The sequence below is a fragment of the Paraburkholderia sp. PGU19 genome (genome assembly GCF_013426915.1).
Classification (GTDB): Bacteria; Pseudomonadota; Gammaproteobacteria; order Burkholderiales; family Burkholderiaceae; genus Paraburkholderia.
Window position 1 is genome coordinate 3,609,609 of sequence record NZ_AP023179.1, and the last position, 26,745, is coordinate 3,636,353.

At 63.2% G+C, this 26,745-nt stretch carries 26 protein-coding genes; 11 read left to right on the forward strand and 15 right to left on the reverse strand.

Translation table 11 applies throughout. The annotated features are described in order from the left end of the window. Positions 1-36 precede the first annotated feature (36 nt). Positions 37-1,188 (forward strand): Gfo/Idh/MocA family oxidoreductase, encoded by a 1,152-nt coding sequence (locus H1204_RS16515; protein WP_180729124.1) that lies wholly within the window; start codon positions 37-39, stop codon positions 1,186-1,188. Positions 1,189-1,795: 607 nt separating this feature from the next. On the opposite strand, the gene H1204_RS16520 is transcribed toward H1204_RS16515, so the two are convergent. Then, entirely contained in the window at positions 1,796-2,062 is a 267-nt protein-coding gene (locus H1204_RS16520) for a hypothetical protein (protein ID WP_180729125.1), read from the reverse strand. A 679-nt stretch (positions 2,063-2,741) separates the two neighbouring features. Here H1204_RS16520 and H1204_RS16525 point away from each other — a divergent pair. Beyond that, on the forward strand, positions 2,742-3,554 hold the full coding sequence (locus H1204_RS16525; protein WP_180729126.1) for a methyltransferase domain-containing protein: 813 nt from the start codon (positions 2,742-2,744) through the stop codon (positions 3,552-3,554). 131 nt (positions 3,555-3,685) lie between these two features. On the opposite strand, the gene glmS is transcribed toward H1204_RS16525, so the two are convergent. The 5 genes from glmS to H1204_RS16550 form a co-directional block, all read right to left on the reverse strand. Beyond that, positions 3,686-5,503: a glutamine--fructose-6-phosphate transaminase (isomerizing) gene (glmS, locus tag H1204_RS16530; protein WP_180729127.1), complete on the reverse strand. Its 1,818-nt coding sequence runs from the start codon at positions 5,501-5,503 to the stop codon at positions 3,686-3,688. Positions 5,504-5,563: 60 nt separating this feature from the next. After that, the gene (gene glmU / locus H1204_RS16535; RefSeq protein ID WP_180729128.1) at positions 5,564-6,925 is read right to left on the reverse strand and encodes a bifunctional UDP-N-acetylglucosamine diphosphorylase/glucosamine-1-phosphate N-acetyltransferase GlmU; all 1,362 of its coding nucleotides are present in this window, start codon (positions 6,923-6,925) and stop codon (positions 5,564-5,566) included. A gap of 131 nt (positions 6,926-7,056) precedes the next feature. Next, entirely contained in the window at positions 7,057-8,061 is a 1,005-nt protein-coding gene (gene ttcA, locus H1204_RS16540) for a tRNA 2-thiocytidine(32) synthetase TtcA (RefSeq protein ID WP_180729129.1), read from the reverse strand. Between the two features lie 3 nt (positions 8,062-8,064). Next, positions 8,065-8,460, reverse strand: coding sequence for a dihydroneopterin aldolase (locus H1204_RS16545; protein ID WP_042314071.1), 396 nt, complete (start codon positions 8,458-8,460; stop codon positions 8,065-8,067). A 107-nt stretch (positions 8,461-8,567) separates the two neighbouring features. Continuing rightward, positions 8,568-9,398 (reverse strand): SDR family oxidoreductase, encoded by an 831-nt coding sequence (locus tag H1204_RS16550; RefSeq protein ID WP_180729130.1) that lies wholly within the window; start codon positions 9,396-9,398, stop codon positions 8,568-8,570. A 13-nt stretch (positions 9,399-9,411) separates the two neighbouring features. Between H1204_RS16550 and H1204_RS16555 the strand changes: the two genes are divergently transcribed. Both H1204_RS16555 and H1204_RS16560 read left to right on the forward strand, forming a co-directional pair. Then, positions 9,412-10,605, forward strand: coding sequence for an SAM-dependent methyltransferase (locus H1204_RS16555; protein WP_180729131.1), 1,194 nt, complete (start codon positions 9,412-9,414; stop codon positions 10,603-10,605). A gap of 22 nt (positions 10,606-10,627) precedes the next feature. Beyond that, positions 10,628-10,822 (forward strand): DUF2905 domain-containing protein, encoded by a 195-nt coding sequence (locus tag H1204_RS16560; protein ID WP_180729132.1) that lies wholly within the window; start codon positions 10,628-10,630, stop codon positions 10,820-10,822. A 1-nt stretch (position 10,823) separates the two neighbouring features. Here H1204_RS16560 and H1204_RS16565 read toward each other — a convergent pair whose 3' ends face one another. The 4 genes from H1204_RS16565 to H1204_RS16580 all read right to left on the reverse strand — a co-directional run bounded on the left by H1204_RS16565 (position 10,824) and on the right by H1204_RS16580 (position 15,783). Then, positions 10,824-12,083: a multifunctional CCA addition/repair protein gene (locus H1204_RS16565; RefSeq protein WP_180729133.1), complete on the reverse strand. Its 1,260-nt coding sequence runs from the start codon at positions 12,081-12,083 to the stop codon at positions 10,824-10,826. Then, the gene (locus tag H1204_RS16570) at positions 12,080-12,727 is read right to left on the reverse strand and encodes a glutathione S-transferase family protein (protein ID WP_180729134.1); all 648 of its coding nucleotides are present in this window, start codon (positions 12,725-12,727) and stop codon (positions 12,080-12,082) included. The genes H1204_RS16565 and H1204_RS16570 overlap by 4 nt, the downstream gene beginning before the upstream one ends. 34 nt (positions 12,728-12,761) lie before the next feature. Continuing rightward, positions 12,762-13,718 (reverse strand): complex I NDUFA9 subunit family protein, encoded by a 957-nt coding sequence (locus H1204_RS16575; protein WP_180729135.1) that lies wholly within the window; start codon positions 13,716-13,718, stop codon positions 12,762-12,764. Positions 13,719-13,809: 91 nt separating this feature from the next. After that, positions 13,810-15,783: a lytic transglycosylase domain-containing protein gene (locus tag H1204_RS16580; RefSeq protein ID WP_180729136.1), complete on the reverse strand. Its 1,974-nt coding sequence runs from the start codon at positions 15,781-15,783 to the stop codon at positions 13,810-13,812. A 79-nt stretch (positions 15,784-15,862) separates the two neighbouring features. On the opposite strand from H1204_RS16580, the gene H1204_RS16585 reads away from it, so the two are divergent. Continuing rightward, entirely contained in the window at positions 15,863-16,423 is a 561-nt protein-coding gene (locus H1204_RS16585) for a 5-formyltetrahydrofolate cyclo-ligase (RefSeq protein ID WP_243468639.1), read from the forward strand. 894 nt (positions 16,424-17,317) lie between these two features. Here H1204_RS16585 and H1204_RS16590 read toward each other — a convergent pair. Further along, on the reverse strand, positions 17,318-17,830 hold the full coding sequence (locus tag H1204_RS16590; protein ID WP_180729137.1) for a winged helix DNA-binding protein: 513 nt from the start codon (positions 17,828-17,830) through the stop codon (positions 17,318-17,320). A gap of 191 nt (positions 17,831-18,021) precedes the next feature. Between H1204_RS16590 and pxpB the strand changes: the two genes are divergently transcribed. From pxpB to H1204_RS16615, 5 genes are all read left to right on the forward strand, one after another. Further along, a complete protein-coding gene (pxpB, locus tag H1204_RS16595; RefSeq protein WP_180729138.1) occupies positions 18,022-18,675 on the forward strand; it encodes a 5-oxoprolinase subunit PxpB in 654 nt (217 codons plus the stop codon). After that, positions 18,672-19,724 carry a biotin-dependent carboxyltransferase family protein gene (locus H1204_RS16600; RefSeq protein ID WP_180729139.1) on the forward strand — a complete coding sequence of 351 codons (1,053 nt, stop codon included), beginning with the start codon at positions 18,672-18,674 and terminating at the stop codon, positions 19,722-19,724. The genes pxpB and H1204_RS16600 overlap by 4 nt, the downstream gene beginning before the upstream one ends. 16 nt (positions 19,725-19,740) lie before the next feature. Beyond that, a complete protein-coding gene (gene pxpA, locus H1204_RS16605) occupies positions 19,741-20,493 on the forward strand; it encodes a 5-oxoprolinase subunit PxpA (protein WP_180729140.1) in 753 nt (250 codons plus the stop codon). Positions 20,494-20,812: 319 nt separating this feature from the next. Next, positions 20,813-21,586 carry a DUF969 domain-containing protein gene (locus H1204_RS16610; RefSeq protein ID WP_180729141.1) on the forward strand — a complete coding sequence of 258 codons (774 nt, stop codon included), beginning with the start codon at positions 20,813-20,815 and terminating at the stop codon, positions 21,584-21,586. Further along, complete coding sequence (locus H1204_RS16615; protein WP_180729142.1) at positions 21,583-22,539, forward strand: DUF979 domain-containing protein; 957 nt, start codon at positions 21,583-21,585, stop codon at positions 22,537-22,539. Before H1204_RS16610 ends, H1204_RS16615 begins: the two co-directional genes overlap by 4 nt. A 137-nt stretch (positions 22,540-22,676) precedes the next feature. Here the strand turns inward: H1204_RS16615 and H1204_RS51400 are convergent, their stop codons facing one another. Further along, on the reverse strand, positions 22,677-22,970 hold the full coding sequence (locus tag H1204_RS51400; RefSeq protein ID WP_243468521.1) for a hypothetical protein: 294 nt from the start codon (positions 22,968-22,970) through the stop codon (positions 22,677-22,679). Positions 22,971-23,055: 85 nt separating this feature from the next. Here H1204_RS51400 and H1204_RS51405 point away from each other — a divergent pair, with 85 nt between their 5' ends. Continuing rightward, positions 23,056-23,394: a tetratricopeptide repeat protein gene (locus tag H1204_RS51405; protein ID WP_243468522.1), complete on the forward strand. Its 339-nt coding sequence runs from the start codon at positions 23,056-23,058 to the stop codon at positions 23,392-23,394. 107 nt (positions 23,395-23,501) lie between these two features. Here the strand turns inward: H1204_RS51405 and H1204_RS16625 are convergent, their stop codons facing one another. The 3 genes from H1204_RS16625 to H1204_RS16635 are packed head-to-tail and all read right to left on the reverse strand — an operon-like array spanning position 23,502 to position 26,744. Beyond that, the gene (locus H1204_RS16625; protein WP_180729143.1) at positions 23,502-24,647 is read right to left on the reverse strand and encodes a TraB/GumN family protein; all 1,146 of its coding nucleotides are present in this window, start codon (positions 24,645-24,647) and stop codon (positions 23,502-23,504) included. 58 nt (positions 24,648-24,705) lie between these two features. Continuing rightward, a complete protein-coding gene (locus H1204_RS16630) occupies positions 24,706-25,743 on the reverse strand; it encodes a peptide ABC transporter ATP-binding protein (protein WP_243468523.1) in 1,038 nt (345 codons plus the stop codon). Further along, on the reverse strand, positions 25,740-26,744 hold the full coding sequence (locus H1204_RS16635) for an ABC transporter ATP-binding protein (RefSeq protein ID WP_180729144.1): 1,005 nt from the start codon (positions 26,742-26,744) through the stop codon (positions 25,740-25,742). Before H1204_RS16635 ends, H1204_RS16630 begins: the two co-directional genes overlap by 4 nt. Position 26,745 lies beyond the last annotated feature (1 nt).

Here is a 26,745-nt window from a genome sequence, read left to right on the forward strand (position 1 = left end):
CGCATTACCCGCACATTCGATAACGACGGAGATGACATGGTGACAAGCACGGTTGGCCGGCGCATCCGGCTGGGTTTGATCGGCGGCGGCCCGGGGTCGATCATCGGCGAGACGCATCGCATTGCGGCACGCCTGGACGGCCAGTACGACATCGTCGCTGCCGCGCTGTCGTCGAATCCCGAACGCGCGCGGCAGGCGGCGCTCGACCTTGGCATCGGTGCGGAACGCGCGTATGCATCGTGGCAACAGATGCTCGAAGCGGAAGCGGCGCGCCCCGATCGCGTCGACGCCGTCGCGGTGATGACGCCCAACGACTCGCATCATCCGATCTGCATGCTGGCGCTCGACCGTGGTTTTCACGTGATCTGCGACAAGCCGCTGGCCAACGATCTCGCGCAAGCACGCGAGATTGCCGCGCGCGCGAAGACGACGAACGCCGAGTTTTGCGTGACCTATTGCTACACAGGCTTTCCGATGGTGCGCCAGGCGCGCGACATGATTCGCGCGGGCGAACTCGGCGAGATTCGCCAGGTGCATCTGCAATACGTGCAGAGCTATCTGGCCGGCCACGATCTGCCCGCAGGCTGGCGTACGGAAGGGCGCGCGGGCAGTTCGCTGGTGCTGATGGACATCGGCACGCATGCGTTTCATCTGGGCGCGTTCGTGACGGGGCTGGACGTGACGCGCTTGTGCGCGGACGTCGGGTCCGCGATTCCAGGCCGCCCCATCGACGATTACGTTTCCGCGTTGCTGCGCTACGAGAACGGCGCGCGCGGCTCGCTATGGGTCACGAATGCCGCGGCGGGCTCGGAGCACGGATTGAGCTTCCGCGTTCACGGCGACAAGGGCGGGCTCGAGTGGCATCAGGAGGAACCGAACCGGCTGATCCATCGGCGGCAGGACGCGTTCGAAGAGATCATCACGCGCCGGCTGGGACCTGCGACGAGCGAAGGCGCACAGCGTTCGACCCGCATCGCGATCGGTCATCCCGAAGGTTACCTGGAAGCGTTCGCGAATCTTTATTCGGAGTTCGCACAGCGCGTTGCGACACGGATAGCGGGAACACCTGGCGACGACCGGCCGACGCTCTTCCCTGGCGTCAGCGATGGTGTGAAGGGACTGGCATTCGTTGCCGCATCGGTGAAAAGCATGGCGACGGGCGGCTGGCAGCACGTCGAGCGCATGTGAGAAGCGCTCGCTGCATGAAAAAAAGCCCTGTTCCGCGGGGAACAGGGCTCGGTGGATGAGTCATATCGAACAGGCGCGTGGATGCTTGCCGACTGCTGCTCATCACGAGAAGCTGTTATTAGTAAAAGCTCTTTTCGCTTCGATTGGCCCCGCGCCCACTCCTTGCTGCTAACCCCAACTGCATTTGATGAACCGGTCTTTCGACTGCCTGTTGCTGCGTTGCTCGTATTGCTTGTGTTGCTTGTGTTGCTTGTGTTGCGACTGCAACTTCAAACCGCCAATTCAAACTGCTGATCCCATTGCTGCGAGTACTTCGTTTGTTACATCGACTTCCGTTGCTGCGCGTACTGCCACTTCGTTGACTGCCACTGCCGGCGCTTCCGCTACTTCTGCTACTTCTGCTACTTCTGTTACGACTGCTGGCAACCTGCGGTCTTGCGCAACGCGGAGGGGAACCGCGTCGATGGGCTGTTGAATCGTCGCGCCATGGAAAGAAGTATAGAAGCCAGCACCCGCATTCAATCGGCGGAAGCGAGGCCGATTCGTGGCTCAGTTCGGCCGTTTGTCCGTACGGCCGTCAGTACGCCGGCACGGCACCGCGTCGTGTTCAGTTCGCGTAGCGGCCGCTGATCGCATTCGATCGGTAGTAGCTGCCGAACAGCACGTCCGGATCGGCGCGTTCTTCGACGGGCGTTTCGCTCAGCTCGCGGAATGTCGCGACGAGGCTTTGCCACGACGCGGACCAGCGTGTTTCTCTTAGACGGCTGCCTGTGCTGTCGGTGATGCGCAGAACGCCGGTGTCGGGAAAAAAGGTCAGCGTGACCGCGATTCCATCGATGACACATGTCGCAGTACACGGTTTTGTTGCCAGCACGATCGCCTCCGGGGTGTTTTGGTGAGGTCCGCTTCATTGAGCGGGCGCGCCTTCTAACAGCAATGTGTATGCCCGTTTGCTGCTCGCGGACCTTGCGGCTTGCCACGCATGCTTTCGCGGCGAATCAGGTTCGTGTGATCGCGCTTGGCAAACGAATGCGGGCGCGGAAGTGTTGGCTCGCGCCATACACATGACTCGCCTGCCGGATGCGAATTCCGACAACGCGCTTTTCCAGACGGATGCTGTTCGTCGCGCTGTTCATCAGACAGGCAGATTCATCGCCCTGCCGTGCATGCAGGCGCCACGCGCGGTTTGTTTACCGTCTTTGAAGTTATAAATATGTATACGTAGTAGCAGTTAACAAGGGCAACCACTTTCTGTGGACAAGCGCCAAATCCGCTTTGCACTCAACGGATTGCGAAACGTATACCCTTGCGCATAAGCATGGGACCGTTCGCCGCAAGTTTGAATAACTTGTCCCATGTTCGAGCACACCTCGTGTTTACCCAGAATCTGCCCACAGCAATCGCCTCCGTGATATCCCCATGTTGTCCATAGCATCGTGTGGACATCTGGATGTGCAGAGGTCAGCTGGGACGGTCTTGCGACGATTGGTCGTTGACCTCTGACGCGAGGGTCCTATAACGGAAGTGACTTGAAGCACCAAGGGGGGACGTTCATGAACGAAGACCAGTTCAGTGCTTTCGAACATCGCGGATGGGAGCGCGTCGCGCAGCCGTATCACACTTTTTTCGGCAACCTGACCATCCAGTCGCACTGCGCGTTGCTCGATGCGCTGGCCGTGCGCCGAGGTGTGCGTCTGCTCGATGTCGCCTCGGGCCCCGGCTATCTCGCCGCTGCGGCTGCGCAGCGCGGTGCGGATGTCGTCGGGGTGGACTTCGCGGATTCGATGGTCGATCAGGCGAGGCGCATCTATCCCGCGCTGACGTTTCGCATCGGCAGCGCGGAAGATCTGCCGTTTCCCGACGATGATTTCGATGCCGTCGGCATCAGCTTCGGCATGCTGCACTTCTCGCATCCCGAGAAGGCGATCGAGGAAGCGTTCCGCGTGCTTCGGCCGGGTGGCAAGGTCGGTTTCACGGTGTGGGCGTCACCGGACAAGGCCGTCGGTTTCTCGATCGTGCTGAAGGCGATCGAGAAACATGGCCGGATGGACGTCCAGTTGCCGCCCGGGCCGCCCTTCTTCAGATTCAGCGACTGGGCGGAGTGCGAGCGTGTATTGCTGGCGGCAGGATTTCGCGAGCCGCGCATCGCGGAAGTCGGGCAGACCTTGCATGCACCCTCGCCGGATGCGCTGTTCGAGATGCTGTTGCGCGGCGGCGTGCGGGTGTCGGCGATCCTGAATGCGCAGACGCCGGATGCGCTGGCTGCGATCAGCAAGACGGTGCGCGAAGGCGCGTCGGCCTATGCCAGTGAGGATGAGGTGCGCATACCGATGCCATGCGTGCTGGCCTATGCGACGAAGCCTTGAGGGCCGCGCGAGGCAAACACCAAGGGAAGAGAAAGGACATTTGACAGGTTCTGGATACGTCCGCGAGCGCGGCGCCGTATCCAGAACGCAGGTGAGACGGTTACGGCAACATCAACACAAAGCCACTCACCTCACTCCACCGTCACGGATTTCGCGAGATTACGCGGCTTATCCACATCCGTGCCGCGCGAGCAAGCCGTGTGATACGCGAGCATCTGCAACGGCACGACGTGCAGGATCGGCGACAGCAAGCCGTAATGCTCCGGCATGCGGATCACGTGAATCCCTTCATCGTTGACGATCTTCGTATCGGCATCCGCGAACACGTACAGCTGACCACCGCGCGCGCGCACTTCCTGAATGTTCGACTTGAGCTTTTCGAGCAACGCATCGTTCGGCGCGACCGTCACCACCGGCATCGCTTCCGTCACGAGCGCCAGCGGCCCGTGCTTCAGCTCGCCCGCCGGGTAAGCCTCGGCGTGGATGTACGAGATTTCCTTGAGCTTGAGCGCGCCTTCCAGCGCGATCGGATAGTGCAGGCCGCGGCCGAGGAACAGCGCGTTTTCCTTGCGCGAGAATTCTTCCGACCACGCGATGATCTGCGGCTCCAGCGCCAGCACGCTATTGAGCGCGGCAGGCAAGTGACGCAGCTGGCGGATATAGTCCGCTTCCTGCACAGCGCTGACATGACCGCGCATCTTGCCGAGCGTCATGGCGAGCACGAAGAGCGCGACCAGCTGCGTCGTGAAGGCCTTCGTCGACGCGACACCGATTTCGCGGCCCGCATGCGTGAGGAACGACAGCTCCGTCAGGCGCACCATCGCGCTCGTGCCGACGTTGCACACCGACAGCGTGTGCTTGTGTCCCAGCGACTGCGCGTGCTTCAACGCGGCGAGCGTATCAGCCGTTTCGCCCGATTGCGAAATCACGACGACGAGCGCCTTCGGATTCGGCACCGAATCGCGATAACGATATTCGCTCGCGATCTCGACCTGCGTCGGAATCTTCGCGACGGATTCGAGCCAGTACTTCGCCGTCAGCCCCGAGTAGTAGCTCGTGCCGCACGCGAGAATCAGCAGACTGTCGATTTCCGAAAACGCCTTCTGCGCGTTTTCGCCGAACAGTGACGCATCGAATGCATCGGCTTGCGGGATCGTGTCGGTGATCGCGCGCGGCTGTTCGAAGATTTCCTTCTGCATGAAGTGGCGATACGGTCCGAGTTCGACCGCGCCGCCGTAGGCTGCCACCTGGCGCACTTCGCGATCGGCAGGATTGCCGTCGCGATCGAACACGCGCACCTTTTCCAGCGTCAGTTCGCAGACGTCGCCTTCTTCGAGGAAGATGAAGCGGTCAGTGCTGCCCGCCAGCGCGAGCGCGTCGGAGGCGAGGAAGTTCTCGCCTTCACCCAGGCCGACGACGAGCGGCGAACCTTGACGCGCGCCCACCACCGTATGCGGCTGGTTCTTGTGCAGCACGGCGATTGCGTATGCGCCATGCAGTTGCGCCGTCGCTTCGCGCACGGCTGCGAACAGATCGCCGCGATACAGGCTGTGAACCAGATGCGCGATCACCTCCGTATCGGTCTGCGAGACGAACTCGTAGCCCTTGCCGCGCAGCGTCTCGCGCAGCGACTCGTAGTTTTCGATGATGCCGTTGTGCACGAGCGCCAGTTCGTTGCGCGAGAAGATCGGGTGCGCATTGTCCGTAACGGGCGCGCCATGCGTGGCCCAGCGCGTGTGGGCGATGCCCGTCGCGCCTTCGAGGCGCGTCTCGCGCACCTGGTCGTCGAGATCGGCGACGCGCGCTACGCTGCGCGCGCGCTTCGGCTCGCCGTTCGCCAGCACGGCGACGCCGCATGAGTCATAGCCGCGATATTCGAGGCGACGCAGTCCTTCGATCAGAACGGGAACGATGTTTCGCTGCGCAACAGCGCCGACAATGCCGCACATATTCAATGGTCCTTTGCAGAGTTAGGGGTCGAGGCGCGCACCTCGCACGCGCGGTTCCCTTCAGTTTTTCTTTTTCGTCGGGCGCACGTAGCCCGTCTTGCCTATCTGGGTCTTTTCGTTGAGCACCAGCAGACCTTCTTCGACATCCTTCCAGACCGTCGTGCCCGCCGCGATCGTCACGCCGCGGCCGATGCGCACGGGCGCCACCAGTTGCGTATCCGAGCCGACGAACACATCGTCTTCGATGACCGTGCGGAACTTGTTCGCGCCGTCGTAGTTGCAGGTGATCGTGCCCGCGCCGATGTTCACGCGCGCGCCGACATCCGAATCGCCGATATACGACAGGTGATTCGCCTTCGATCCGTGGCCGAGCACCGCGTTCTTCACTTCGACGAAGTTGCCGACGTGCGTTTCGTCCGCAAGCGTCGCGCCCGGACGCAGCCGCGCATACGGACCGAGCACGGCCTGCGCGCCGACCTGCGCGCCTTCGATATGCGTGTACGCGTCGATGCGCGTGCCCGCGCCAACCGACGCATTGCGGATCACGCAGTTCGGTCCGATCGATACGTTGTCGGCCAGCGTGACCTTGCCTTCGAACACGCAGTTCACGTCGATCGACACATCGCGGCCGCATTCGAGCGTGCCGCGCACGTCGATGCGCGCCGGGTCGGCGATCGTCACGCCCGCGACGAGCAATGCATCGGCGACGTTGCGCTGATGGATGCGTTCGAGTTCCGCGAGCTGCTGCTTGCTGTTGACGCCCAGCGTTTCCCATTCTTCGTCGGGCTGCGCGGTGACGGCTTCGATGCCCGCTTCGATCGCGAGTTCGACGACGTCGGTGAGATAGAACTCTCCCTGCGCATTGTCGTTCTTCAGCGACGACAGCCAGCCGTCGAGACGCTTCGTCGGCATCACGACGATGCCCGTGTTGATCTCCGCGATCTTCTGCTGTTCCGGCGTCGCGTCTTTCTGCTCGACGATGCGCTCCACCTTGCCCTGCGCATCGCGCACGATGCGGCCGTAACCGGTGGGATCGTCGAGCGTGACGGTCAGCACGCCGTAGCCGTCGTGGCCCGCCGCATCGGTCAGACGCTTGAGCGTGCTCGTCTTCGTGAGCGGCACGTCGCCATACAGCACGAGCGTCGGCGCGGACGCATCGAGCAGCGGCAACGCCTGCTGTACCGCGTGTCCTGTGCCGAGCTGCTGTTCCTGCAAGGCGAACTGCACATCGGGCGCCGCGACGGCTTCGCGCACCTGTTCCGCGCCATGACCGATCACGACGACGAGACGCGTCGGATTCAGTGTGCGGGCGGTGTCGATGACGTGGGCAAGAAGCGGCCGGCCAGCCAGGGGATGAAGCACCTTTGGCAGTGCAGAGCGCATGCGCTTGCCGGTGCCTGCCGCCAGAATCACGATGTTCATGACGTGGGCGTATTTGGACGAGTTTGGAGTGGGCGATTCTAGCACGCTGAGTGTGACCGCAACGTGGCCCTCCCGATCGAAATCACCCCGCAAATACCTGTTTTAAAAGGCTTTGCGGGATGGGCAAAACGTCAAATATCGTCGAATTGAACAAAGGAAATCGTTTGCGATGCCTTCTGCATCCCTTCTGATGCGGAATCGGTCGAACATGGTTCTTCGTCGAAAGCAATATCGCCTTGCGCATCGGCTTCACCCGTGGCGCGCAACGATGCAAACGGAAACAGCTTGTGATCCATCAGATGCGAAGGCACGACATTCGACAACGCATTGAACATGTTGTCGACGCGCCCCGGGAAACGCTTGTCCCATTCGCGGATCAGCGCCTTCATTTCCGCGCGTTTCAAATTCGGCTGGCTGCCGCACAGGTTGCACGGAATGATCGGGAATTGACGCAGTTCGGCGTATTTCTCGAGATCGGTTTCCTTCACATACGCCAGCGGCCGGATCACGACGTTCTTGCCATCGTCCGATTGCAGCTTGGGCGGCATGCCCTTCAGCTTGCCGCCGTAGAACAGGTTCAGCAGCAGCGTCTGCAGGATGTCGTCGCGATGATGGCCGAGCGCGATCTTGGTTGCGCCGAGTTCGCCCGCCACGCGGTACAGGATGCCGCGCCGCAGGCGCGAGCACAGCGAGCAGGTGGTCTTGCCCTCGGGCACGAGCCGCTTGACGATGCTGTAGGTGTCCTGGTTCTCGATATGAAACGGAATGTCGAGCTTGCTCAGGTACTCCGGCAGCACGTGCTCGGGAAAGCCCGGCTGCTTCTGGTCGAGATTCACGGCGACGATGTCGAAGTTGATCGGCGCGCGCTCGCGCAGCCGCATCAGGATCTCCAGCATCGCGTAGCTATCCTTGCCGCCCGACAGGCACACCATCACCTTGTCGCCGTCCTCGATCATGTTGAAGTCGCCGATCGCCTGGCCGACCTGGCGCGCGAGGCGCTTGAACAGCTTGTTGTTCTCGTACGCCTCTTTCTGCTCGCGGCGTGTCAGCGCGCGCTTGGGTTCGGCGGCTTCGAGCTGGGCTTCGGCAATGGGCGCGGCCGCGTCGACGCCCGTCAGCGTTTCGGGAGCGTTCATCGCTCAGACCTCTTTGATATGAAAGACTTCGACGCCCACGGCATCGCAATCGGGATAAACATCGGGCTTTTCCGTCGACAGACGCACGCCGCGCACTTGCGGATGCGCGAGCAGCGCTTTCGCCAGGTCGTCGCAGAGCGTTTCCTGCAGATGGATATGCCCCTGGCTCACGCGCTTTGCGATGGTCGAGCGCATGAAGTCGTAATCGACGACTTCGCGCAGCTTGTCTTCGACGGGCGTGGACAGCGCGAGCGGCACGAACAGTTCGACGTTGATCACCACGCGTTGCTCGCCGCGCTTTTCGAAGTCGTGCACGCCGATGTTGATGTGCACCTCGTAATCGCGCAGAAAGAGCCGGCGGCAATCAGCGAGCCGGGGATGAAGCAAAGCGGCAGACATGTTCGTTCCAGTACAAAAAGAGTGCGTGCGAACCCGCACACAGTTGCAATTGGGCGCGCTATGCAGCGCGCCGGAGGGCGCAACGTCTAACGACGGCTAACCGTGAGTCAGCGGTCGGCGCCCGTCAAAAACATCACATCGCGCGGCAGCGGCACGAGATGCTGGCCGCCGTCGACAACCAGCGTCGTGCCTGTGACGCCGCGCGCATCCGCGAGATACAGCGCCGCCGCGACGAGATCCTCGACGCGCGACGCATGGCCGAGCGGCGTCACCTTGTGCGCGGCCGCGAAGCTTTCCGGGGTCTGATCGCCGGATTGCAGCGTGAGGCCGGGCGCGAGACCCACGACGCGCACTTTCGGCGCCAGCGCCTGCGCAAGCGCAACGGTCGCCGTGCCGAGCGCGGCCTTCGACAGCGTGTACGACAGGTAATCCGGATTCATGTTGTACAGCTTCTGGTCGAGCACGTTGATGACGGCCGCACGCAGCGACTCGTCGTGACGCGCCGCCTCGGGCGTGACCTCATGCAACATCCGCGCGAGCACGAGCGGCGCGCCGACGTTGATCGACGTCAGATGCAGCAGCTTCGCGTAGCCGACGTCGAGCGCGGTGTCCTCGTCGAACATCGACGCGTTGTTCACGATGCACGACGGACGCCCGAGCGCCGCCGTGCAATCGGGCACGAGCCGCTCGACTTCCGCCTCGACGGACAAATCCGCCTTCAGCGCGACGGCGCGCCGCCCGAGCGCGGCGATTTCCGCGACGACCTCGTCGGCTTTCGCCTTCGACGAGCCGTAATGCACGGCCACGTCCCAGCCCGCCGCGGCAAAGCCCAGCGCCAGCCCACGGCCGATCCGGTGCCCGCCGCCCGTGACGAGCACGGTGCGGACTGGCCGGTCGGGACGGCCGCTGGCGGCGAAAGTATCGTTCGAGGCGGTCATTTACAATGCGGGGATGAATCCGAAAGCTCACCAACCCGATAGTTTACCTGCTCCCGGCCCGACCGCGCTCGCGCAGTCGGAAGCGCTGGTTTCGCAGATTCGCGAGGAGATCGACGCAAACGGCGGCTGGATGCCGTTCGATCGCTACATGGAGCGAGCACTCTACGCGCCGGGACTGGGCTATTACAGCGGCGGCGCGATCAAGTTCGGCCGACGCGAGGAAGATGGCAGCGACTTCGTGACGGCGCCGGAACTGTCGCCGCTGTTCGCACAAACGCTCGCGCGGCCCGTCGCACAGGCTTTGGACATGAGCGGCACGCGGCATGTGATGGAATTCGGCGCGGGCACGGGCAAGCTGGCGGCCGGTCTGCTCAACGCTATGGATGAGTTGGGCACGCAGTTCGACACGTATTCGATCGTCGATCTGTCCGGCGAATTGCGCGAGCGTCAGCGCGAAACGATCGAAGCGCAAGCGCCCGGCATGGCCGCACGCGTGCGCTGGCTCGACGCGTTGCCGGAGCAGTTCGAAGGCGTCGTGGTCGGCAACGAAGTGCTCGACGCGATGCCCGTACGGCTGTTTGCGCGCATCGGCGACGAGTGGTCCGAGCGCGGCGTCACGGTGAAAGACGGCGCGCTGCAATTCGAAGACCGCCCCGTTCGGTCGACTCACGATGCCGCCTTCCTGCGCGATCTGGAGATCGAAAGCGATCACGACTACGTGACGGAAACGCACGACGCCGCCCTCGCCTTCACGCGCACCGTCTGCACGATGCTCACGCGCGGCGCGGTATTGCTGATCGACTACGGCTTTCCGCGTCACGAGTTCTATCACGCGCAGCGCGCGCAGGGCACGCTGATGTGCCACTATCGGCACCGCGCGCACGGCGATCCGTTTCTCTACCCTGGCTTGCAGGACATTACCGCGCACGTCGAATTTACCGGTATCGCCGAAGCGGGCGTCGATGCGGGCGCGGACCTGCTCGGCTATACGTCGCACGCGCGTTTTCTGATGAACGCGGGTATCACGGAAGCATTGAGCGCGATCGATCCATCCGATATCCCCAACTTCCTGCCCGCCGCCAACGCGGTGCAGAAGCTGCTGTCGGAAGCGGAGATGGGCGAGTTGTTCAAGGTGATCGCGTTTTCACGCGGCATCGACGGCACGCTCGACGCGTTCGCGCGCGGCGACCGCTCGCATTCGCTCTGAGCTTTAAGCCGAGGCACACACGATGATCCGCTGGCTGCTGACTACTTTCATCGCGGTGGCCGTGCTGTCGGCGTGCTGGCCGTGGCTGCGCAAGCTCGGCATCGGCAGGATGCCGGGCGATGTCACGCTGCGGCTGTTCGGGAAGGAGTATCCGTTCCCGTTCATGTCGACGCTGGTGCTGTCGATGCTGCTGTCGCTGGTTGCGCGGTTGCTCTGACCTACTCTGCCTCTTCCTCCGACGCCGTTTCGCTCAACGCCTTCGCGACCGCCCGCACCCGCTCCCGATGCACGGCATCCTTGATCTTCGCCGGATCGCTCTCGTAGGCCTTCGCGACTGCGCCCGCATCGACGGCACGCGCGGCGACCAAAGCCTGGCGCAGACGCTCCGCCTGCGGATAGGCTTTCGCTTCGAAGCCGAGCCGGCCGCGGGCATCGGCTTCGCAAGCCTGAAGCGCTTCGGCGAAACGCGCCGGCTTGCGCAGCGCGTCGCTGCGCTCGAAAAGCCGCACGATGCCCGCCGCCTTCGTCTCCATCACGCGATGAATATTGCCGTGCTCGCGCGCCACCAGCAGCGCGAGATCGCGGCATTCGTTCGGCACCCGCAGACGCTCGCACAAGGGCTTCAGCAGATCGACACTGCGCCCCTCGTGCCCAATGTGACGCGGCAACACGTCTTCAGGCGTGGTCGCCTTGCCGAGATCGTGCGTGAGCGCGGCGAAGCGCACCGCGAGCGCATAGTTCTGCGCGGCGGCATGATCGACGACCATCATCACGTGCACGCCCGTATCCACTTCCGGGTGATAGTCGGCGCGCTGCGGCACGCCATAGAGCGCGTCGATTTCCGGCAGAATGCGCGCGAGCGCGCCGCATTCGCGCAGCACGTCGAACATCCGCGACGGCTTTTTTTCCATCAGTCCGCGCGACAGTTCCTGCCACACGCGCTCAGGCACGAGCGCATCCACTTCGCCCGCTTCGACCATCTTGCGCATCAGCGCCAACGTGTCGGGTGCGACAGTGAAGCTAGTGAAGCGCGCCGAGAAACGCGCGACGCGCAGAATGCGCACCGGGTCTTCGAGAAACGCATCGCTGACATGCCGGAACACGCGTTGCTTCAGATCGTCCTGGCCGCCGAACGGATCGATCACGGGGCCGATCAGCTCGCCGTCCGGCGTGACTTCGCGCGCCATCGCATTGACCGTGAGGTCGCGCCGCGCGAGGTCTTCTTCGAGCGTCACATCGGGCGCATAGAAAAACTGGAAGCCGTGATAGCCCGCCGACGTTTTGCGTTCGGTCCGCGCAAGCGCGTATTCCTCATGCGTGTCGGGATGCAGAAAAACCGGGAAGTCCTTGCCGACCGGGCGAAAGCCCTTTGCAACCATCTGCTCGGGCGTAGCGCCGACCACGACGTAGTCGCGGTCCTGCACGGGCATCCCGAGCAGTTCATCGCGGATCGCACCGCCTACTGCGTAGATATTCATGCGCAGGTGTCTTGATAGGGGATGCGATGTGTCTCTTGCAATGCGTCGTCGATCCACGCCTTGACCGCGGGCTGTGCCGTCACGCGGCGCGAATAGGCGAGCGCCGCTTCCGACAGCTTCGGTTGCCACGTATTGAAGCGCATCACGACGGGCGCATACATCGCATCGGCGATCGTGAATTCGCCGAACAGGAACGGACCGCCATACGCTTCGAGACACTCGTTCCAGATCGCGTCGATACGCGCGATGTCGGCCAGTGCTTCGGGCGTTGCGCCCTTGCCCGGAAACGACGCGCGAATGTTCATCCACATGTTGTTGCGCAGCGCGCCGAAGCCGGAATGCATCTCGGCGCTGACGCTGCGCGCGTGGCCGCGCGCGATTGCATCGCGCGGCCACATCGCGTGTTGCGGATAGCGTTCGGCGAGCGTCTCGCAGATTGCGAGCGAATCCCAGACGGTGACGCCGTCGTTGGCAATCAGGCACGGCACTTTGCCCGAAGGCGAATGCTCGAGGATCGACGCTTTCGACTCTGCCTCATTGAGCAGAACCATCACCTCTTCAAATGCAATGCCGAAGTGTTTGAGCACGAGCCACGGCCGCATCGACCACGACGAATAGTTCTTGTCACCGATAACGAGTTTCATGCTTCGCCAGAAAGTGGATTGAACGATAAAAAGTTTAGCGGCCGGCGTTCGCGCGGAACGCATTGAAGCGCGAGCGGAACGACGAACCCGTCAGATACACGGGCGCGATCGTTTCGATGCTGGCCGGTTCGATATCGAGCTCCGGCGCGAGCGGCGCGTTCAACACAGCATCGATTTTCATCGAATCGAGATTGTCGCGCGAAATCACGGGTTCGCCGGGCGCCAGCTCAAACGACAGCGCCTGCAAGCGCGCCAGCGCATCCGGCAAGCGGATGATGCGCGCGTGCTTGCCGATCACGTCGCCGCAGTACTCGACGAGCGCTTCGAGCGTGTACACCGACGGCCCGCCAAGCTCGTAGGTGCGGCCCGTCGATGCATCGAGATCCAGCACGTTGACGATCGCCTTCGCAACATCGCCGACAAAGACCGGCTGAAAGCGGGCGTTGGGTTTCGCGAGCGGAATGACGGGGAACATGCGCTGCAGGAACGCGAACTTGTTGAGGAACTCGTCCTCTGGGCCGAACACGACCGACGGGCGAAAGATGGTCGATGCAAGCATCGATGAAGCATGCACCGCGCGCTCGCCGTCGCCCTTCGAGCGCAGATACATGCTCGGCCCGCGCGGGTCGGCGCCGATTGCGCTCACGTGGATCAGCCTGTGCACGCCCTTGCCTTCGCACGCGGAAACGATCTTCGTTGGCAGTTCGACATGGGCTTTTGCGAACTCGGGCCCATATGGGTCGCCGCGATGGCCATGCAATACGCCGACGAGATTGACGACGGCATCCGCGCCCTCGACGAAGCGCGCGAGCTGAATGGGATCGAACACATCCGTTTCGATCACATCGATGGGAAGCAGCGTGAGATGCCGCGCGTTATAGCGGCGGCGGGTGGCAATGCGTACCGTCTTGCCAAGTTCGACGAGCGCGTTGACGAGATGACTGCCGATAAACCCGGAACCGCCGACGATTGCGATGGTTTGATGTCGCATTTTTCGACTCCCTGATGGAAGCCGCGGCAACGGCTGAGGTCGTGCTCCGCCGCGTGCGTGACGTGTCACGCGGCGGCGGCATGGCGCATCGTTACTGCAACGGCTGGATATAACCCAGACGCGCCTTCAGCGATTGCGGACGGCCTTCGAACAACGCTGCATAGTAGACCGTGTTGGACAGCACGTTCTTCACGTAGTCACGCGTTTCCTGGAACGGAATGGCTTCCGCGAAAATCGCGCCTTCGACACCGCGCGGCAACGTTGAGCGCCAGTTGCGCGGACGGCCCGGACCTGCGTTGTAACCTGCCGTGGCGAGCACGGCGGACCCGTCGAACTCATTGTAGATCATCGACAGATAGTTCGTGCCGAGCAGGATATTGGTGTTGATGTCGTTCATCTGCGCGCGCGAAATCGTGCCGAGACCGATCTTCTTCGCCACCAGTTGCGCGGTGCCCGGCATCAGCTGCATCAGGCCGCTCGCGCCGACTTCCGAGCGTGCGTTCATGATGAAGCGCGACTCCTGACGGATCAGGCCATACGCCCATTCGACGTCGAGCCCGTTCGACTGCGCGTCGCGCTCGACGATATCGCGGAACGGCGACAGGTAGCGCAGCGAAAAGTCATGCTCGGTCTTTGTACGATCGGCCGTGTTCACGGCGCGGTCATACAGTTCGATACGGCGCGCGTATTCGGCGGTGGCGATCAGCTGGCGGTCCGTCATGCTGCGCAGCGGCCAGTTCCATTCGCGGTTGCCTTCCAGACGCAGGTTCAGCTGATAGAACTTCTGCGCAAGCGCAAAGCCCGGCGTGTTACCCGCCTGCTCGACTTCGGCGTCCGTGACCGTGGTCTTCGGCGGCACGACGATCTTCTGGCCGAGTTCTTCCGCGGCAAGCTGGCCGTAGAAATTGAACTGCTGCGAGATCGATTCGAACTCCTGGTTGGCCGTGACGACGTCGCCCGCCTGTTTCAAGGCGCGCGCATGCCAGTAGACCCACGTGGGCTGGCTGCGCAGCGCAGGCGGCATCTGTTCGACCGACCAGCGCACCATCGTCCAGTCGCCGGCGAGCAGTGCGAGGCGCGTGCGCCATTCGTATGCGGGATTCGACAGCGGCGCATTCGCCGACAGCCGATACCAGTCGACGGCGCCCGGCATCTGCTTGGCGGCCGCCTGATAGGCGATCGTGCCCCAGCCGATGGCGCGCTCGGGCGAAGTCAGCGACGGCGCGACGGAACCGAAGGTCGCGGCGGCCATGGCGGGATCGTTGCGGGCCATGCGTGTGATCGCGAGCAGCGCGAGCTGATGCGATTGCGGATCGGCGCCGACGCCGCGCGCGAGCAGGAGCGGCGGCGTGGTCGCGGCCTGGTCGAACAGCGTCGGATCGGGACGGTTGTTGCCGAGCGCATCGACGAGCTTGGCGCCCGTGCTGGTCTGGTTCTGTTCGTACGCGAGACGGATCTGCTGCCAGACGTCGTCGGTGGTGAACTGCTGGTTGATTGCCAGCGACGTAATCAGATCGACACAGCCGTCGCCATAGTTGCGCGGATCGACGAGCAGCGCGCGCGCCGGTTCGACCACATTCTCGCCTTTCGCCGCGCGCGATTCGAGCGCGTAGCACTTCACCTGCGTGTCGTCGTTCAGCACGAAGCGCGCGTATTGCTCGTCGAAGTTCTTCCAGTCATGACGTGCGCCGAGCACGACGAGGTAGTCGTTGCGCAAGCGGTCGGCGATGGCCTGGCCGTCGTAGCGTTGCAGGAACGACAGCACGGGTGCATCGGGCGCGTCGATGCGCGGATGGCCCGAGCCATCGAACAACTGCGGCTTTAGCTGGAAATATTCCAGATACGACGGCGCCGGGTAATCCGGGATCATCGCCGCGAGCTGCGCGGCGCGGCCAGCGTCGTTATTGCGCGCTGCCTCGCGCAATTGCACGAAAGTCTGGTCGTCGTTGGTGAGTTGGGAAAGCGGGATCGGCTTGACGGCGGAGGCCGTGCTGCACGCGACGAGTGCCGCCGCGGCGAGCGCCAGACTGGCCGCGCGATATACTCGGAAGAGGCGTTTGGACATCGTTATTTCTAGAGCGTTTCTGGAGCGCGAATTGAACTCAAGCATAGCATGCAACCCCACCGCGAAATCGAAAAAGGAACTGCGTGCAACGCTGCTGGAAGCACGTCTGCATGCGGCTCTCGATGCGGCGGGCAATGATGCCCTGAGGCGTCGGGTGCTCGATGTGTTAACGGTTTATTCGCCTGTAAGTGTAGGGTTGTACTGGCCATTGTCAGGAGAGTTCGACATTCGGTCAGTGATTGCCGTTTGGCTCGCTGGCGATAGCGCGCGGCGCGCGAGTTTGCCTGTGATTACTGGGCGTGATCGGCCGCTGGAATTTCATGTCTGGACGCCTGATATGCCGATGCAGGTCGGGGCTCATCGGATTCACGAACCGACTTCAGGCGAAGTGATTACGCCTGATTTGCTGTTTGTGCCGTGTGTCGGGTTTGATGTGGATGGGTATCGGCTTGGGTATGGTGGTGGGTACTACGACCGCACGCTGGCCGGTTTTCGCGCGGCGGGGAAGGTGCCGGTGACCGTCGGTGTCGCGTACGACGTGTGCCGGACTGGCACGATGCAGCGGGAAGCGCATGATATTCCGCTGGATGTTGTCGTTACTGAGGGTTCTTGTTATCCGGAAGGGAAGCTGGGTTTGTAGTCGTGGTTTTTTGCTGGTCGCGGTGGCGTTCGTGTAGCGCCTTTGCGGCGCGGGTGGTTTGGTTTTTTTGCCTTTGCGCTGGCATTTGGGGGGCGGTGTTTGCTGCGCAAGCGGTTTGGTTTGCTTGTTTTTGCGCTGGCATCCGCGATTTGTTAGCGTGCTTCAGGCGTCGCCCCTGTGCGGGGCGGCACCTACTTTTCTTTGCCGCCGCAAAGAAAAGTAGGCAAAAGAAAGCGGATAACACCGCTAATTCTTGTTCTCGCCTGAGGGCTCCCAACGGGTCTTATGCTTCACACGGCAACATCTCTGTTGGCGCTCGTTGCCAACGCGTTGAATGACCGCCTCACCCACTTCAAACACCCGAACAAGAGCTAGCGTCAGCGAATGGTATGTGCCGCCCAGGTGGCAAACTGTGTGTAGGTTGTCGCGTCGTATAGGGTAGCGCTCCTACAGGGTGGAACGCGTGCGCTATCGGTCCGGAGTGAGGCGTGTGGACCACTTGGGCCGACACACAGTTTGCCACCTGGGCGGCGGTGGACTATCTGGCACGGCATGATGCAGCGCGGGTGCGTGAAGCGGGTGAGGCGCACTGCGAGAGTGCTGGCAACTAACATCAGTCATGTGATTGCCGTGTGAAGCGCGGGACCGGTTGGGAGCCCTCAGGCAACAACATAGAACTGGCGGTGTGAGCCGCTTTCTTTTGCCTACTTTTCTTTGCGGCGGCAAAGAAAAGTAGGTGCCACCCCGCACAGGGGCGACGCGTGAATGGCAAACACCGTAGCGCGGATGCCAGCGCAAAGCCCAAAACACCACACCGGTTGCACAGCAAACACCGCCCTCGGATGCCAGCGACAACGCAAAAAAACCCAACCCGTCGGCAGACAACAAAAACCCCTACAACGATGCAGCCGCCCGCGCCGCGGTGTCATAAAGCCCGGAAGCATTCCGCATCAGTTGCGCTGCCTCCCCAATCTGCTCATTGGTGAGCCCACTTTCCTTAAGCGTTGCGATCAGACAGTTCTCGCGAACCTCGCGATACTTCATACACAGATCACGCCCCGCCTGCGTAGCAGAAAAAAACACTTCCTTGCCGGTCTTTTCGCTGTTTACATACCCTCTAGCTACGAGCTTCTTGAGCGCGTAAGTCGCAACATGCGTGTCCTCGATATTCAGCACGAAGCAGATATCGGCAATCTTCTTGCGCCGCTCGCGGTGGCTCACATGGTGCAGCAGCGAAACTTCGATCGCCGTCATGTCCTTGTCGCCCGCCGCCGCCATGCAACGGACCATCCATCGATTGAACGCATTGCTCGCCATGATCAGTCCGTACTCGAGTTCGGATAACTCCGCACTAAATTCAGACACAAGATGTTCCGATGAGACGATTTTGGTCGGATGACGCGCCATGGTGATTTTTCTAAGCGAAGCGTGGTGGTTGACGGAAGTGTACGACTTCCCTCCTGCACCGGCGAGCCTGGGGACATCGCTTATTGATAAATTGTCGATATTTTATTGAGAATGTAGGCTAGCTCTGTCGTGAGAAGTTAGCATGCATCGTCGGACGAATCTGCTGCTTCTCTACTTGACCCAGGATATTGATGACTGAACCCCGCATCTTTCCGTTTGGCGATACCGCGCTAGTCTGCGAAGCGCCGCCACCTGCCACGCTGGATTGCCAGCGCCGCGTGTGGTCGGCCGCCCAGGCCGCGCGCGACTGGCCGCACGTGCTCGAAGTGGTGCCCGGCATGAACAACCTGACCGTGATCTTCGATCCCCTCGAAGCCGATCCCGACGACCTGACGGCCCGGCTCAAGGCCGCGTGGGAGCAGCCAGGCATCGCGCAAGACCTGGGCCGCGAGGTGGAAATCCCCGTGCAGTACGGCGGCGAGTTCGGCCCGGATCTAAAGACGGTGGCCGATCACACGGGCCTCACGGTGAAGGAAGTCGTCGAACGGCATGCGGGCGGCGAGTACATCGTGTTCTTCCTCGGCTTCCAGCCCGGCTTCGCCTACATGGGTGGGCTCGAAGCGGCACTGCACACGCCCCGTCGCGCCGAGCCGCGGCTCGAAGTGCCCGCCGGTTCGGTCGGCATCGGCGGCGCGCAGACGGGCATCTATCCGGCCACTTCGCCGGGTGGCTGGCAACTGATCGGCCGCACGGCGCTGAAGCTCTTCGACCCGTCGCGCACGCCGCCCACCCTTCTGCAACCGGGCGATCGCGTCCGCTTCACCATCGCGGGGCTGCACGCATGATCGACGTGATACGCGCGGGTCTGTTGACCACGATTCAGGACCTGGGCCGGCACGGCTTCCGGCACCTCGGCGTCGCGATGGGCGGTGCGCTCGACAGGCTGTCGCTCGAAGTGGGCAATCGCCTGGTCGGCAACCGGCCCGATGCCGCCGGGCTCGAAATCACCTTCGGCCCGACCGTGCTGCGCTTTCTGCGCCCGACACGCGTCGCGATCACGGGCACCGAGTTCGGCGCGACGCTCGACGGCAAGCCCGTCTATTCGTACTGGAGCCTGCCCGTGCAGGCCGGCCAGGAACTGACGCTGAACGCGGCGAAGCGCGGTATGCGCGGCTACGTGTGCATCGCAGGCGGCGTCGATGTGCTGCCCATGCTCGGCTCGCGCAGCACCGACCTGCAGGCGGGCTTCGGCGGCCTGGGCGGCCGCGCGCTGCGCGACGGCGACCGCCTGCCCGTCGGCGTGCCGCGTGCCGGCGCGGGGTCCGGCTTTTCGCCCGACGCACCCGAGTTCGGCGTGAAAGCGCCCGCCTGGTGCAAGTTCGTGCTCGTCGACGAGCCGGTGCGGCGCGGCCGTCATCCGTCGGGGGTCGCGTGGGCGCCGCCCATTCGCGTGCTGCCCGGCCCTGAGTACGACAGCTTCACCGCCGACGCGCAAAGCGCCTTCTGGAACGACGAGTGGCTCGTCACGCCGAATAGCAACCGCATGGGCTTCCGGCTGGCGGGCACCGAACTCAAGCGCACGCACAAGAGCGATCTGCTGTCGCACGCGGTGATGCCCGGCACGATCCAGGTGCCGCCGAACGGTCAGCCGATCATCCTGATGAGCGACGCGCAGACCACGGGCGGCTATCCGAAGATCGGCGCGGTGATTCACGCTGATTTATGGAAGCTCGCGCAGGTGCGCCTGAACGGCGCGGTCCGCTTCATTCCGACCACGCCTTACGAGGCCCGCCAGGCGCTGATCGAAGAACGCAAGTATCTGCGGCAAATCGATGCCGCAATCGGCATGCATGAAGAACGCTGCGCGCGGCTCGCCGCGTCCGCAGCCGTGTAAGACCTACGAGGACATCATGGAAATCGATTTGAACGCCGATCTCGGCGAAGGATGCGGCTCCGACGAGGCGCTGCTCGATCTCGTCAGCTCGGCGAACATCGCGTGCGGCTGGCATGCGGGCGGACCCAATGCGATGCGTGAATGCGTGCGCTGGGCAGTGGAGAAAGGCGTGTCGATCGGCGCGCATCCGAGTTTCAACGACCCGGAGAACTTCGGCCGCAAGGAAATGGACTTGCCCGCGGGCGAGATCTACGCGGGCGTGCTGTATCAGCTCGGCGCGCTGTCGGCGATCGCGCAGGCCGAGGGCGGGCGCATCGCGCACGTGAAGCCGCACGGCGCGCTCTACAACCAGGCCGCGCGCGACCCGAAGATCGCCGACGCGATCGTCTCCGCCGTGCATGACTTCGATCCGTCCGTGGCCGTGTTCGCGCTCGCCAACAGCGGGCTGGTGACGGCCGCGCGCGACGCGGGGCTGGTCGCCATCGAAGAAGTGTTCGCCGATCGCGGCTATCGCGCGGACGGCTCGCTCGTGCCGCGCAAGGAGCCGGGCGCGCTGCTCGACGACGAAGAAGAAGTGCTGCAACGCACGCTGGCGATGGTGCGCGAGCAGCGCGTGCAGGCCGTGAGCGGCGAATGGGTGCAGCTGAACGCGCAGACCATCTGTCTGCATGGCGACGGCCCGCATGCGCTCGCGTTCGCGCGCCGCATCCGCAAGGCGCTCGAAGCGGCCGGCATCGGCGTGCATGCGGCCGGCGCAGCGCGCGTCTGATTGTTGGACGCTGAGCGCTTACGGCTCTGATTGAAGGCAATTACGCAACACTCGACGCCCCGCTTTTCGCGGGGCGTTTTCCAGGAAGTGAGCCAGAAAGCAACATTGCCAGTTGCCAACGGCTTTTTGAAGCAGCACAAGTTCGGCAGCAACCGTAGAGAAGTACCCGCAGCAACGACAGGGCAGTGCAGCCTGAGTGGCCACCGAAGAGCCACAGGGCAACGAGGAAAGCCGGCCCCCAAAAAAACCAGGGCACGGCGTCATTACAGTTCGCCGCCACGAGCGGTGTCCCAATGCAGGACCACCTCTGGAGATCTAGATGCAGTCAACCGTCAACCTATGGCCGCTCATTGGAGTCGCGGTCATCATCGTCGGGTTTGTGTTGCGCTTCAACCCGATGCTGATCGTGGCCGCCGCCGCGGTCATCACCGCCATCGCCGCGCACTTTCCGCCGGACAGAATCCTGGCCGCGATCGGCAGCGGCTTCATCAAGACACGCAATATCCCCCTCATCATCCTGTTGCCGCTCGCGGTGATCGGCCTGCTCGAACGGCACGGGCTGCGCGAGCGCGCGCAGACGTGGATCGCCAGCATCAAGGCCGCGACGGCCGGGCGTCTGCTGATCGTCTATCTGCTCGTGCGCGAACTGACGGCGGCCGTCGGTCTGACGGGCCTCGGCGGGCATCCGCAGATGGTGCGTCCGTTGATCGCGCCGATGGCGGAAGGCGCCACGGAAACGCGCTTCGGCAAGCTCAGCGATGCCGTGCGCTACAAGCTGCGCGCGTTCTCGGCGGCCACGGACAACGTCGGCCTGTTCTTCGGCGAAGACATCTTCGTCGCGTTCGGCGCGATCGTGCTGATGGTCACGTTCCTGAAGGAAGCGGGCATCACCGTCGAGCCGATGCACGTCGCGCTGTGGGGCATTCCCACGGCCATCAGCGCCTTCCTGATCCACGGCTTCCGGCTCTGGCTGCTCGATCGCAAGCTCGAACGCGAGTTGCGCGGCAACGCGGCATCGCAAGGCGCCGCGAACGTCAACACGAACAACCACGCGAGCCACAACGCGACGCGCACGACCGGGGACGAAGCATGACACTCACCATCAACTATCTGTTCTGGCTGCTCGGCATCGTGCTGCTGGTGATCGGCGGCATGATCGCCACCGATAAGGATCATCCGCGCCGCTTCACGGCGGGCGGCTTCTGGATCATCTACGCGCTGATCTTCCTGGTCGGCGACAAGCTGCCCGCCGAACTGGTGGGCGTGCTCGTCATCGCGATGGCGCTGATCGCGGGCTTCGGCGGCGTGACAGCGGGCAAACCCAAAGTGCTATCCGAAGCAACGCGCAAGGCGAGCGCCGCGCGTCTCGGCAACAAGCTGTTCGTCCCCGCGCTGACGATTCCCGTCGTCACGGTGATCGTCACGTTGTCGGCGAGCCATCTGGTGTTCGGCGGCACGCCGCTGGTCGAGCAGAAGAATGTCACGCTGATCGGCTTCGGTATCGGCTGCGTGATCGCACTGGCGTTCGCCTGCGTCATGACGCGCGACACCGTCGGTCAGTCGATGAAGGAAGCGCGGCGTCTCGTCGATGCGCTGTCGTGGGCGGCCGTTTTGCCGCAGATGCTCGGCATGCTCGGCCTCGTGTTCTCCGACGCGGGCGTCGGCAAGGCTGTCGCGCACGTGACGACGGCTTACATCAGCCTCGACTACCGGCTGATCGCGGTGGCCGTCTACTGCATCGGCATGGCGCTCTTCACGATGGTGATGGGCAACGGCTTCGCGGCCTTCCCAGTGATGACGGGCGGCGTCGGCGTGCCGATCCTCGTCAACGTGTTTCACGGCAACCCGGCGGTGATGGTCGCGATCGGCATGTTCTCCGGCTACTGCGGCACGCTGATGACGCCGATGGCCGCGAACTTCAACATGGTGCCCGCCGCGCTGCTCGAACTCCCCGACAAGAACGCGGTGATCAAAGTGCAGGTTCCGACGGCGCTCACGCTGCTCGTCGTGAATATCTTCCTGCTCAACTTCCTGATGTTCCTGTAGCGCTCTTGTGCGGTTGCCGGCTGCGGGCGGTTCGCCGAATCCTATTTCCAGGATAAGCGATCCGTCCGCGCGGCTTGTTTCAAAAGGCGCGCCGCCATTATTAGGATGCGTCTGATGGTTTGGCCGAGGCCCCGGACCTAACCTGTGAACGTTCCATCGTTCATAGTCCGGCGCATCGACAGGTCTGCGCCGGCTCTTTCGAGAGTCTGGAGAGCATCGCCATGCAACCGCAATCCGCCGCTTCTACTTCCACCGCTTCCACTTCCACCACCCCGCTTTTCTCCGTCACGCTCGCGTTCGCGCTCGAAGCGCATCGCGCTTGCCGCTTCATCGAAGCCGAGTCGCTGTACCACGAAGCGCTCGCGGTCTGCCCGGAACAGCCGGATGCGCTGCACTACTACGGCGTGCTTCTGCATCAGCGCGGCCAGCATACGCTGGCGCTCGAATACATCGATCTTTCGCTCGAACTCGAACCGGACAACGCAGAGTGCTGGAACGACCGCGGCTTCGTGGCCGATGCGCTCGGAGATAAAAGCGCTCGCGCTGCGCTGCTATCGTGTGTCGCTGGCGCTCGATCCGCGCTCGCCCGATCCGCACAACAACATCGCCGTTGCGCTCGAATCCGAAGGCAAGCTCGGTGAAGCGGTGCATCACTATCGCGAGGCGCTGAAGATCGACCCGACGCTCGCCGACGTGCATCTCAATCTCGGCTCGGCGCTCGACCGCCTGATGCGATTCGACGATGCCGACGAGCACTATCGCGCGTTGCTGTCGCTGAATGCACGCACGGTCAACGTCTGTCTGAAACGAGCGGTTCGAAAGAGCAGTCGCTCGACGCGCTGGAAGCCGCGCTGATGCTCGCGTCGCAAACGGGCCGTGGACGTGTCGCCAACGGCGCCTTCGGCGCTGTAGGCGCGAGCGTCTAACCGTCGCTCACGTTGAGCGCACAGGCCGCGCGCTCATCAAAAAGATTCGACAACAAACCCCCGCTGCCGCAACAACTGCAGCACACCTTTTTGCCCGCCCAGATGCAGCGCGCCGATCGCGACGAACACCGGCTTGTTCGGCGCAGCGATCAGCAGCATCCGGTTGACGAAGCGCCGGTTGCGATCGAACAGGATCTTGTTATCCACCTGCGCGGAGATGCGCTTGTCGCGTGCGAGCTTTTCCGACTTCGCAGCTTCCCACGCGCTGATCGCATCCGCGTCGCCTACGCGCCATAGCCGGTGCAAGGTTCGCACGTCGGCAACATTCTCAGCGGGCGTCTGCACGAGATCCTGCGCAAGCATTTCGCGCTGCTGCGCCAGCGTGAGCCCCGTGAACGCGCGCATCTGTTCGCCGAGCTTCTCCAGCCCGACAATCTTTCCCTTCTGCCGCAGATACACGTTCTGCAACTGCGCTTCCGTGCCGTATTCCGTCTGTAGCCCGGCGCTCAGCGAATCGTAGGTTTCGACCAGCAAGGACGCGAGCCACGGCCGCATCTTGCGGATTTCATCGAGCGCGGCAGGATTGGCACGCAGACGCATCGCGAGCTTGTGCCACAACGGTTCGGGCAACAGCTTCGGCAGACATTCATACGAGCAGATGCCGTACTTCGACACATCGTCCTGCGAGACGAGCAGATCGTCGGGCGACAGTTCGAGCGCCAGAGTGGGCGATGCGGCTAACGCACCGAGAATCGGCGCGCGGAATGGCTGGTTCGGAGGATAGTCGTTGGGATCGCCGACATGCAGCGTGCCCAGAAGATAAATCGTGGTCCTGCCGCGCGTTGCGACATAGAAAGGCATGCGCGCCGGTTGCGCGCGCACGGGGCCGCTCGCCGTGGTGCCGCTCGCATACGAAGGCGGCGGGTTGAAGCCGGGCAGCGTCGCGCGCGGTTGCGACGGGGTGTGCGGAACGGGAACGGCCGGACGGCCGACCTGATTGGCCTGCGCGGCCTGCACAGGCGTATTCGCCGAAGCCCCTGCGGCATGCGCGGAGGCGATCACAGCGAACGGATGAAACGGCAGCAACGGACATTGCGCCGCCACGACGAGCAGCGCGCCCATCAGGACGCGCGCAACCCGCCGATGTGAAGACGCAGCGCGCGCGCCGCCCGCATGTTTCATAGGCTTCACATGCTAACGACGCGCATGACGGCGCGCAACAACACGCGCCGCCACCCCATCATGCATTCGCGTCGTCCCCCACCTCCTCGGCGCGGTGACACGACACCTGGCGACCATCCACTTCACGCAGCTTCGGCTCTTCTTTGCGGCAACGCTCGATAGCATACGGGCAACGCTGATGGAACGTACAGCCCGACGGCGGATTGAGCGGCGAAGGCATTTCGCCTTGCAGCTTGATCTGGATGCGGCGATCGGCTTCGAAGATCGACGGTGTCGCCGACATCAGTGCGCGCGTGTACGGATGACGCGGCTTGCTGAAGATGCGCTTCTTGTCGCCGAGCTCGGCAACGCCGCCGAAGTACATCACCATCACGTCGTCGGCGATATGCTCGACCACCGACAGATTGTGCGAGATGAACACATAGCTCGTCTTGAACTGATCCTGCAGGTCCATGAACAGGTTCAGGATCTGCGCCTGGATCGACACGTCGAGCGCGGAGACGGGTTCATCGGCGACGACGATCTGCGGATCGAGAATCATCGCGCGCGCAATCGCGACACGCTGGCGCTGCCCGCCCGAGAACATATGCGGATAACGCTTCGCGTGCTCAGGCCGCAGGCCGACGGTGCGCATCATGTGGGCAATGCGTTCGCCGCGCTCGCTGGCGCTCAATTGCGTGTTGATCGCGAGCGGCTCGCCCAGCGTCTGCTCGACGGTCTTGCGCGGATTGAGCGATGCAAACGGATTCTGGAACACCATCTGCACGCGGCGACGCAACTGCGCGATTTTCTCGTGGCTCGCGCCCGCGACATCTTCGCCGTCGATCAGCAGACGCCCGGCGGACGGCGCTTCGATCATCGTCAACTGACGCGCGAGCGTCGACTTGCCGCAGCCGGATTCGCCGACCACGGCGAGCGTCTTGCCGCGCTCCAGATGAAACGACACACCGTTCAGCGCCTTGACGGTGCCGTGGCCGAACATGCCGCGCTTCACGTCGTAGTGACGCGCGAGGTTGTCGGCGATCAGCACGTGATCGCCTGCGGGCTTGCCGGGCCTGTCACCATCGGGGCGCCGCGTTTCGGGTACTGCGTTCATCGTGCGCCTCCCGGGTGAATGGCATCGCGGACGAGGTTCAGCGGCTTGATGCAGCGAACCTGCGCGGCGGGGTCGTGATCGGCCAGCGGCGAAAGCGCGGGCCGCGCCTTGTTGCAATCGTCGACGACGTACTTGCAGCGCGGCGCGAACAGACACCCTTTAGGACGGTCGTCGCGTCCCGGCACCATGCCCGGCAGCGCAGCCAGCCGCACGGCGCCGACGTTGTGCTCGGGAATCGCCGCCAGCAGCGCTTCCGTGTACGGATGATGCGGCGCCTTGAAGATATCGGGCACGCGGTTCGTTTCGATCACTTCGCCCGCGTACATCACGGCCACGCGCTGCGCGACTTCCGACACCACGGCCAGATCGTGCGAAATCAGCACGAGCGCCATGCCGCGATCTTTCTGCAACTGCACCAGCAGTTGCATGATCTGCGCCTGAATGGTCACGTCGAGCGCGGTGGTCGGTTCGTCGGCGATCAGCAGCTTCGGGTTGCACGCGACAGCCATTGCAATCATCACGCGCTGATTCATGCCGCCCGACATCTGATGCGGGAACGTGTTGATGCGGTTCTTCGCGTCGGGAATGCCGACCTGATCGAGCAGTTCGAGCGCGCGTTTGTTGAGCGCGTCGCCCTTCAGGCCTTCGTGCAGCTTCAGCACTTCCTTGATCTGATAGCCGACGGTGTAGCTCGGGTTCAGGCTCGTCAGCGCGTCCTGAAACACCATCGCCACGTCTTTGCCGATGATCTTGCGGCGTTGATTGGGCGTCGCGTTCAGCAGATCCTTGCCGTCGAAGGTGACTTCGTCGGCGGTGACCTTGCCGGGCGCGTCGATCAGGCCCATCAGCGCCATCATCGTCACGCTCTTGCCCGAGCCCGATTCGCCGACCACGCCGACCACTTCGCCCGGCGCCACGTTCAGATTGATTCGATCGACAGCGGGCAGGCCGCTGAAGTTCACCGCAAGATTGCGGATGGTCAATAGGTTACCGTTGCTCATG

What these genes read in the sequence shown, in the direction of transcription:
- H1204_RS16515 (WP_180729124.1), top strand. Translation starts at nt 37, where the DNA reads ATGGTGACAAGCACGGTTGGCCGGCGCATCCGGCTGGGTTTGATCGGC.
- H1204_RS16525 (WP_180729126.1), top strand. Translation starts at nt 2,742, where the DNA reads ATGAACGAAGACCAGTTCAGTGCTTTCGAACATCGCGGATGGGAGCGC.
- glmS (WP_180729127.1), bottom strand. Translation starts at nt 5,503, where the DNA reads ATGTGCGGCATTGTCGGCGCTGTTGCGCAGCGAAACATCGTTCCCGTT.
- glmU (WP_180729128.1), bottom strand. Translation starts at nt 6,925, where the DNA reads ATGAACATCGTGATTCTGGCGGCAGGCACCGGCAAGCGCATGCGCTCT.
- ttcA (WP_180729129.1), bottom strand. Translation starts at nt 8,061, where the DNA reads ATGAACGCTCCCGAAACGCTGACGGGCGTCGACGCGGCCGCGCCCATT.
- H1204_RS16545 (WP_042314071.1), bottom strand. Translation starts at nt 8,460, where the DNA reads ATGTCTGCCGCTTTGCTTCATCCCCGGCTCGCTGATTGCCGCCGGCTC.
- H1204_RS16550 (WP_180729130.1), bottom strand. Translation starts at nt 9,398, where the DNA reads ATGACCGCCTCGAACGATACTTTCGCCGCCAGCGGCCGTCCCGACCGG.
- H1204_RS16555 (WP_180729131.1), top strand. Translation starts at nt 9,412, where the DNA reads ATGAATCCGAAAGCTCACCAACCCGATAGTTTACCTGCTCCCGGCCCG.
- H1204_RS16560 (WP_180729132.1), top strand. Translation starts at nt 10,628, where the DNA reads ATGATCCGCTGGCTGCTGACTACTTTCATCGCGGTGGCCGTGCTGTCG.
- H1204_RS16565 (WP_180729133.1), bottom strand. Translation starts at nt 12,083, where the DNA reads ATGAATATCTACGCAGTAGGCGGTGCGATCCGCGATGAACTGCTCGGG.
- H1204_RS16570 (WP_180729134.1), bottom strand. Translation starts at nt 12,727, where the DNA reads ATGAAACTCGTTATCGGTGACAAGAACTATTCGTCGTGGTCGATGCGG.
- H1204_RS16575 (WP_180729135.1), bottom strand. Translation starts at nt 13,718, where the DNA reads ATGCGACATCAAACCATCGCAATCGTCGGCGGTTCCGGGTTTATCGGC.
- H1204_RS16580 (WP_180729136.1), bottom strand. Translation starts at nt 15,783, where the DNA reads ATGTCCAAACGCCTCTTCCGAGTATATCGCGCGGCCAGTCTGGCGCTC.
- H1204_RS16590 (WP_180729137.1), bottom strand. Translation starts at nt 17,830, where the DNA reads ATGGCGCGTCATCCGACCAAAATCGTCTCATCGGAACATCTTGTGTCT.
- pxpB (WP_180729138.1), top strand. Translation starts at nt 18,022, where the DNA reads ATGACTGAACCCCGCATCTTTCCGTTTGGCGATACCGCGCTAGTCTGC.
- H1204_RS16600 (WP_180729139.1), top strand. Translation starts at nt 18,672, where the DNA reads ATGATCGACGTGATACGCGCGGGTCTGTTGACCACGATTCAGGACCTG.
- pxpA (WP_180729140.1), top strand. Translation starts at nt 19,741, where the DNA reads ATGGAAATCGATTTGAACGCCGATCTCGGCGAAGGATGCGGCTCCGAC.
- H1204_RS16610 (WP_180729141.1), top strand. Translation starts at nt 20,813, where the DNA reads ATGCAGTCAACCGTCAACCTATGGCCGCTCATTGGAGTCGCGGTCATC.
- H1204_RS16615 (WP_180729142.1), top strand. Translation starts at nt 21,583, where the DNA reads ATGACACTCACCATCAACTATCTGTTCTGGCTGCTCGGCATCGTGCTG.
- H1204_RS51400 (WP_243468521.1), bottom strand. Translation starts at nt 22,970, where the DNA reads ATGCTGGCCGCGCTGATGCAGAAGCACGCCGTAGTAGTGCAGCGCATC.
- H1204_RS51405 (WP_243468522.1), top strand. Translation starts at nt 23,056, where the DNA reads ATGCGCTCGGAGATAAAAGCGCTCGCGCTGCGCTGCTATCGTGTGTCG.
- H1204_RS16625 (WP_180729143.1), bottom strand. Translation starts at nt 24,647, where the DNA reads ATGAAACATGCGGGCGGCGCGCGCGCTGCGTCTTCACATCGGCGGGTT.
- H1204_RS16630 (WP_243468523.1), bottom strand. Translation starts at nt 25,743, where the DNA reads ATGAACGCAGTACCCGAAACGCGGCGCCCCGATGGTGACAGGCCCGGC.
- H1204_RS16635 (WP_180729144.1), bottom strand. Translation starts at nt 26,744, where the DNA reads ATGAGCAACGGTAACCTATTGACCATCCGCAATCTTGCGGTGAACTTC.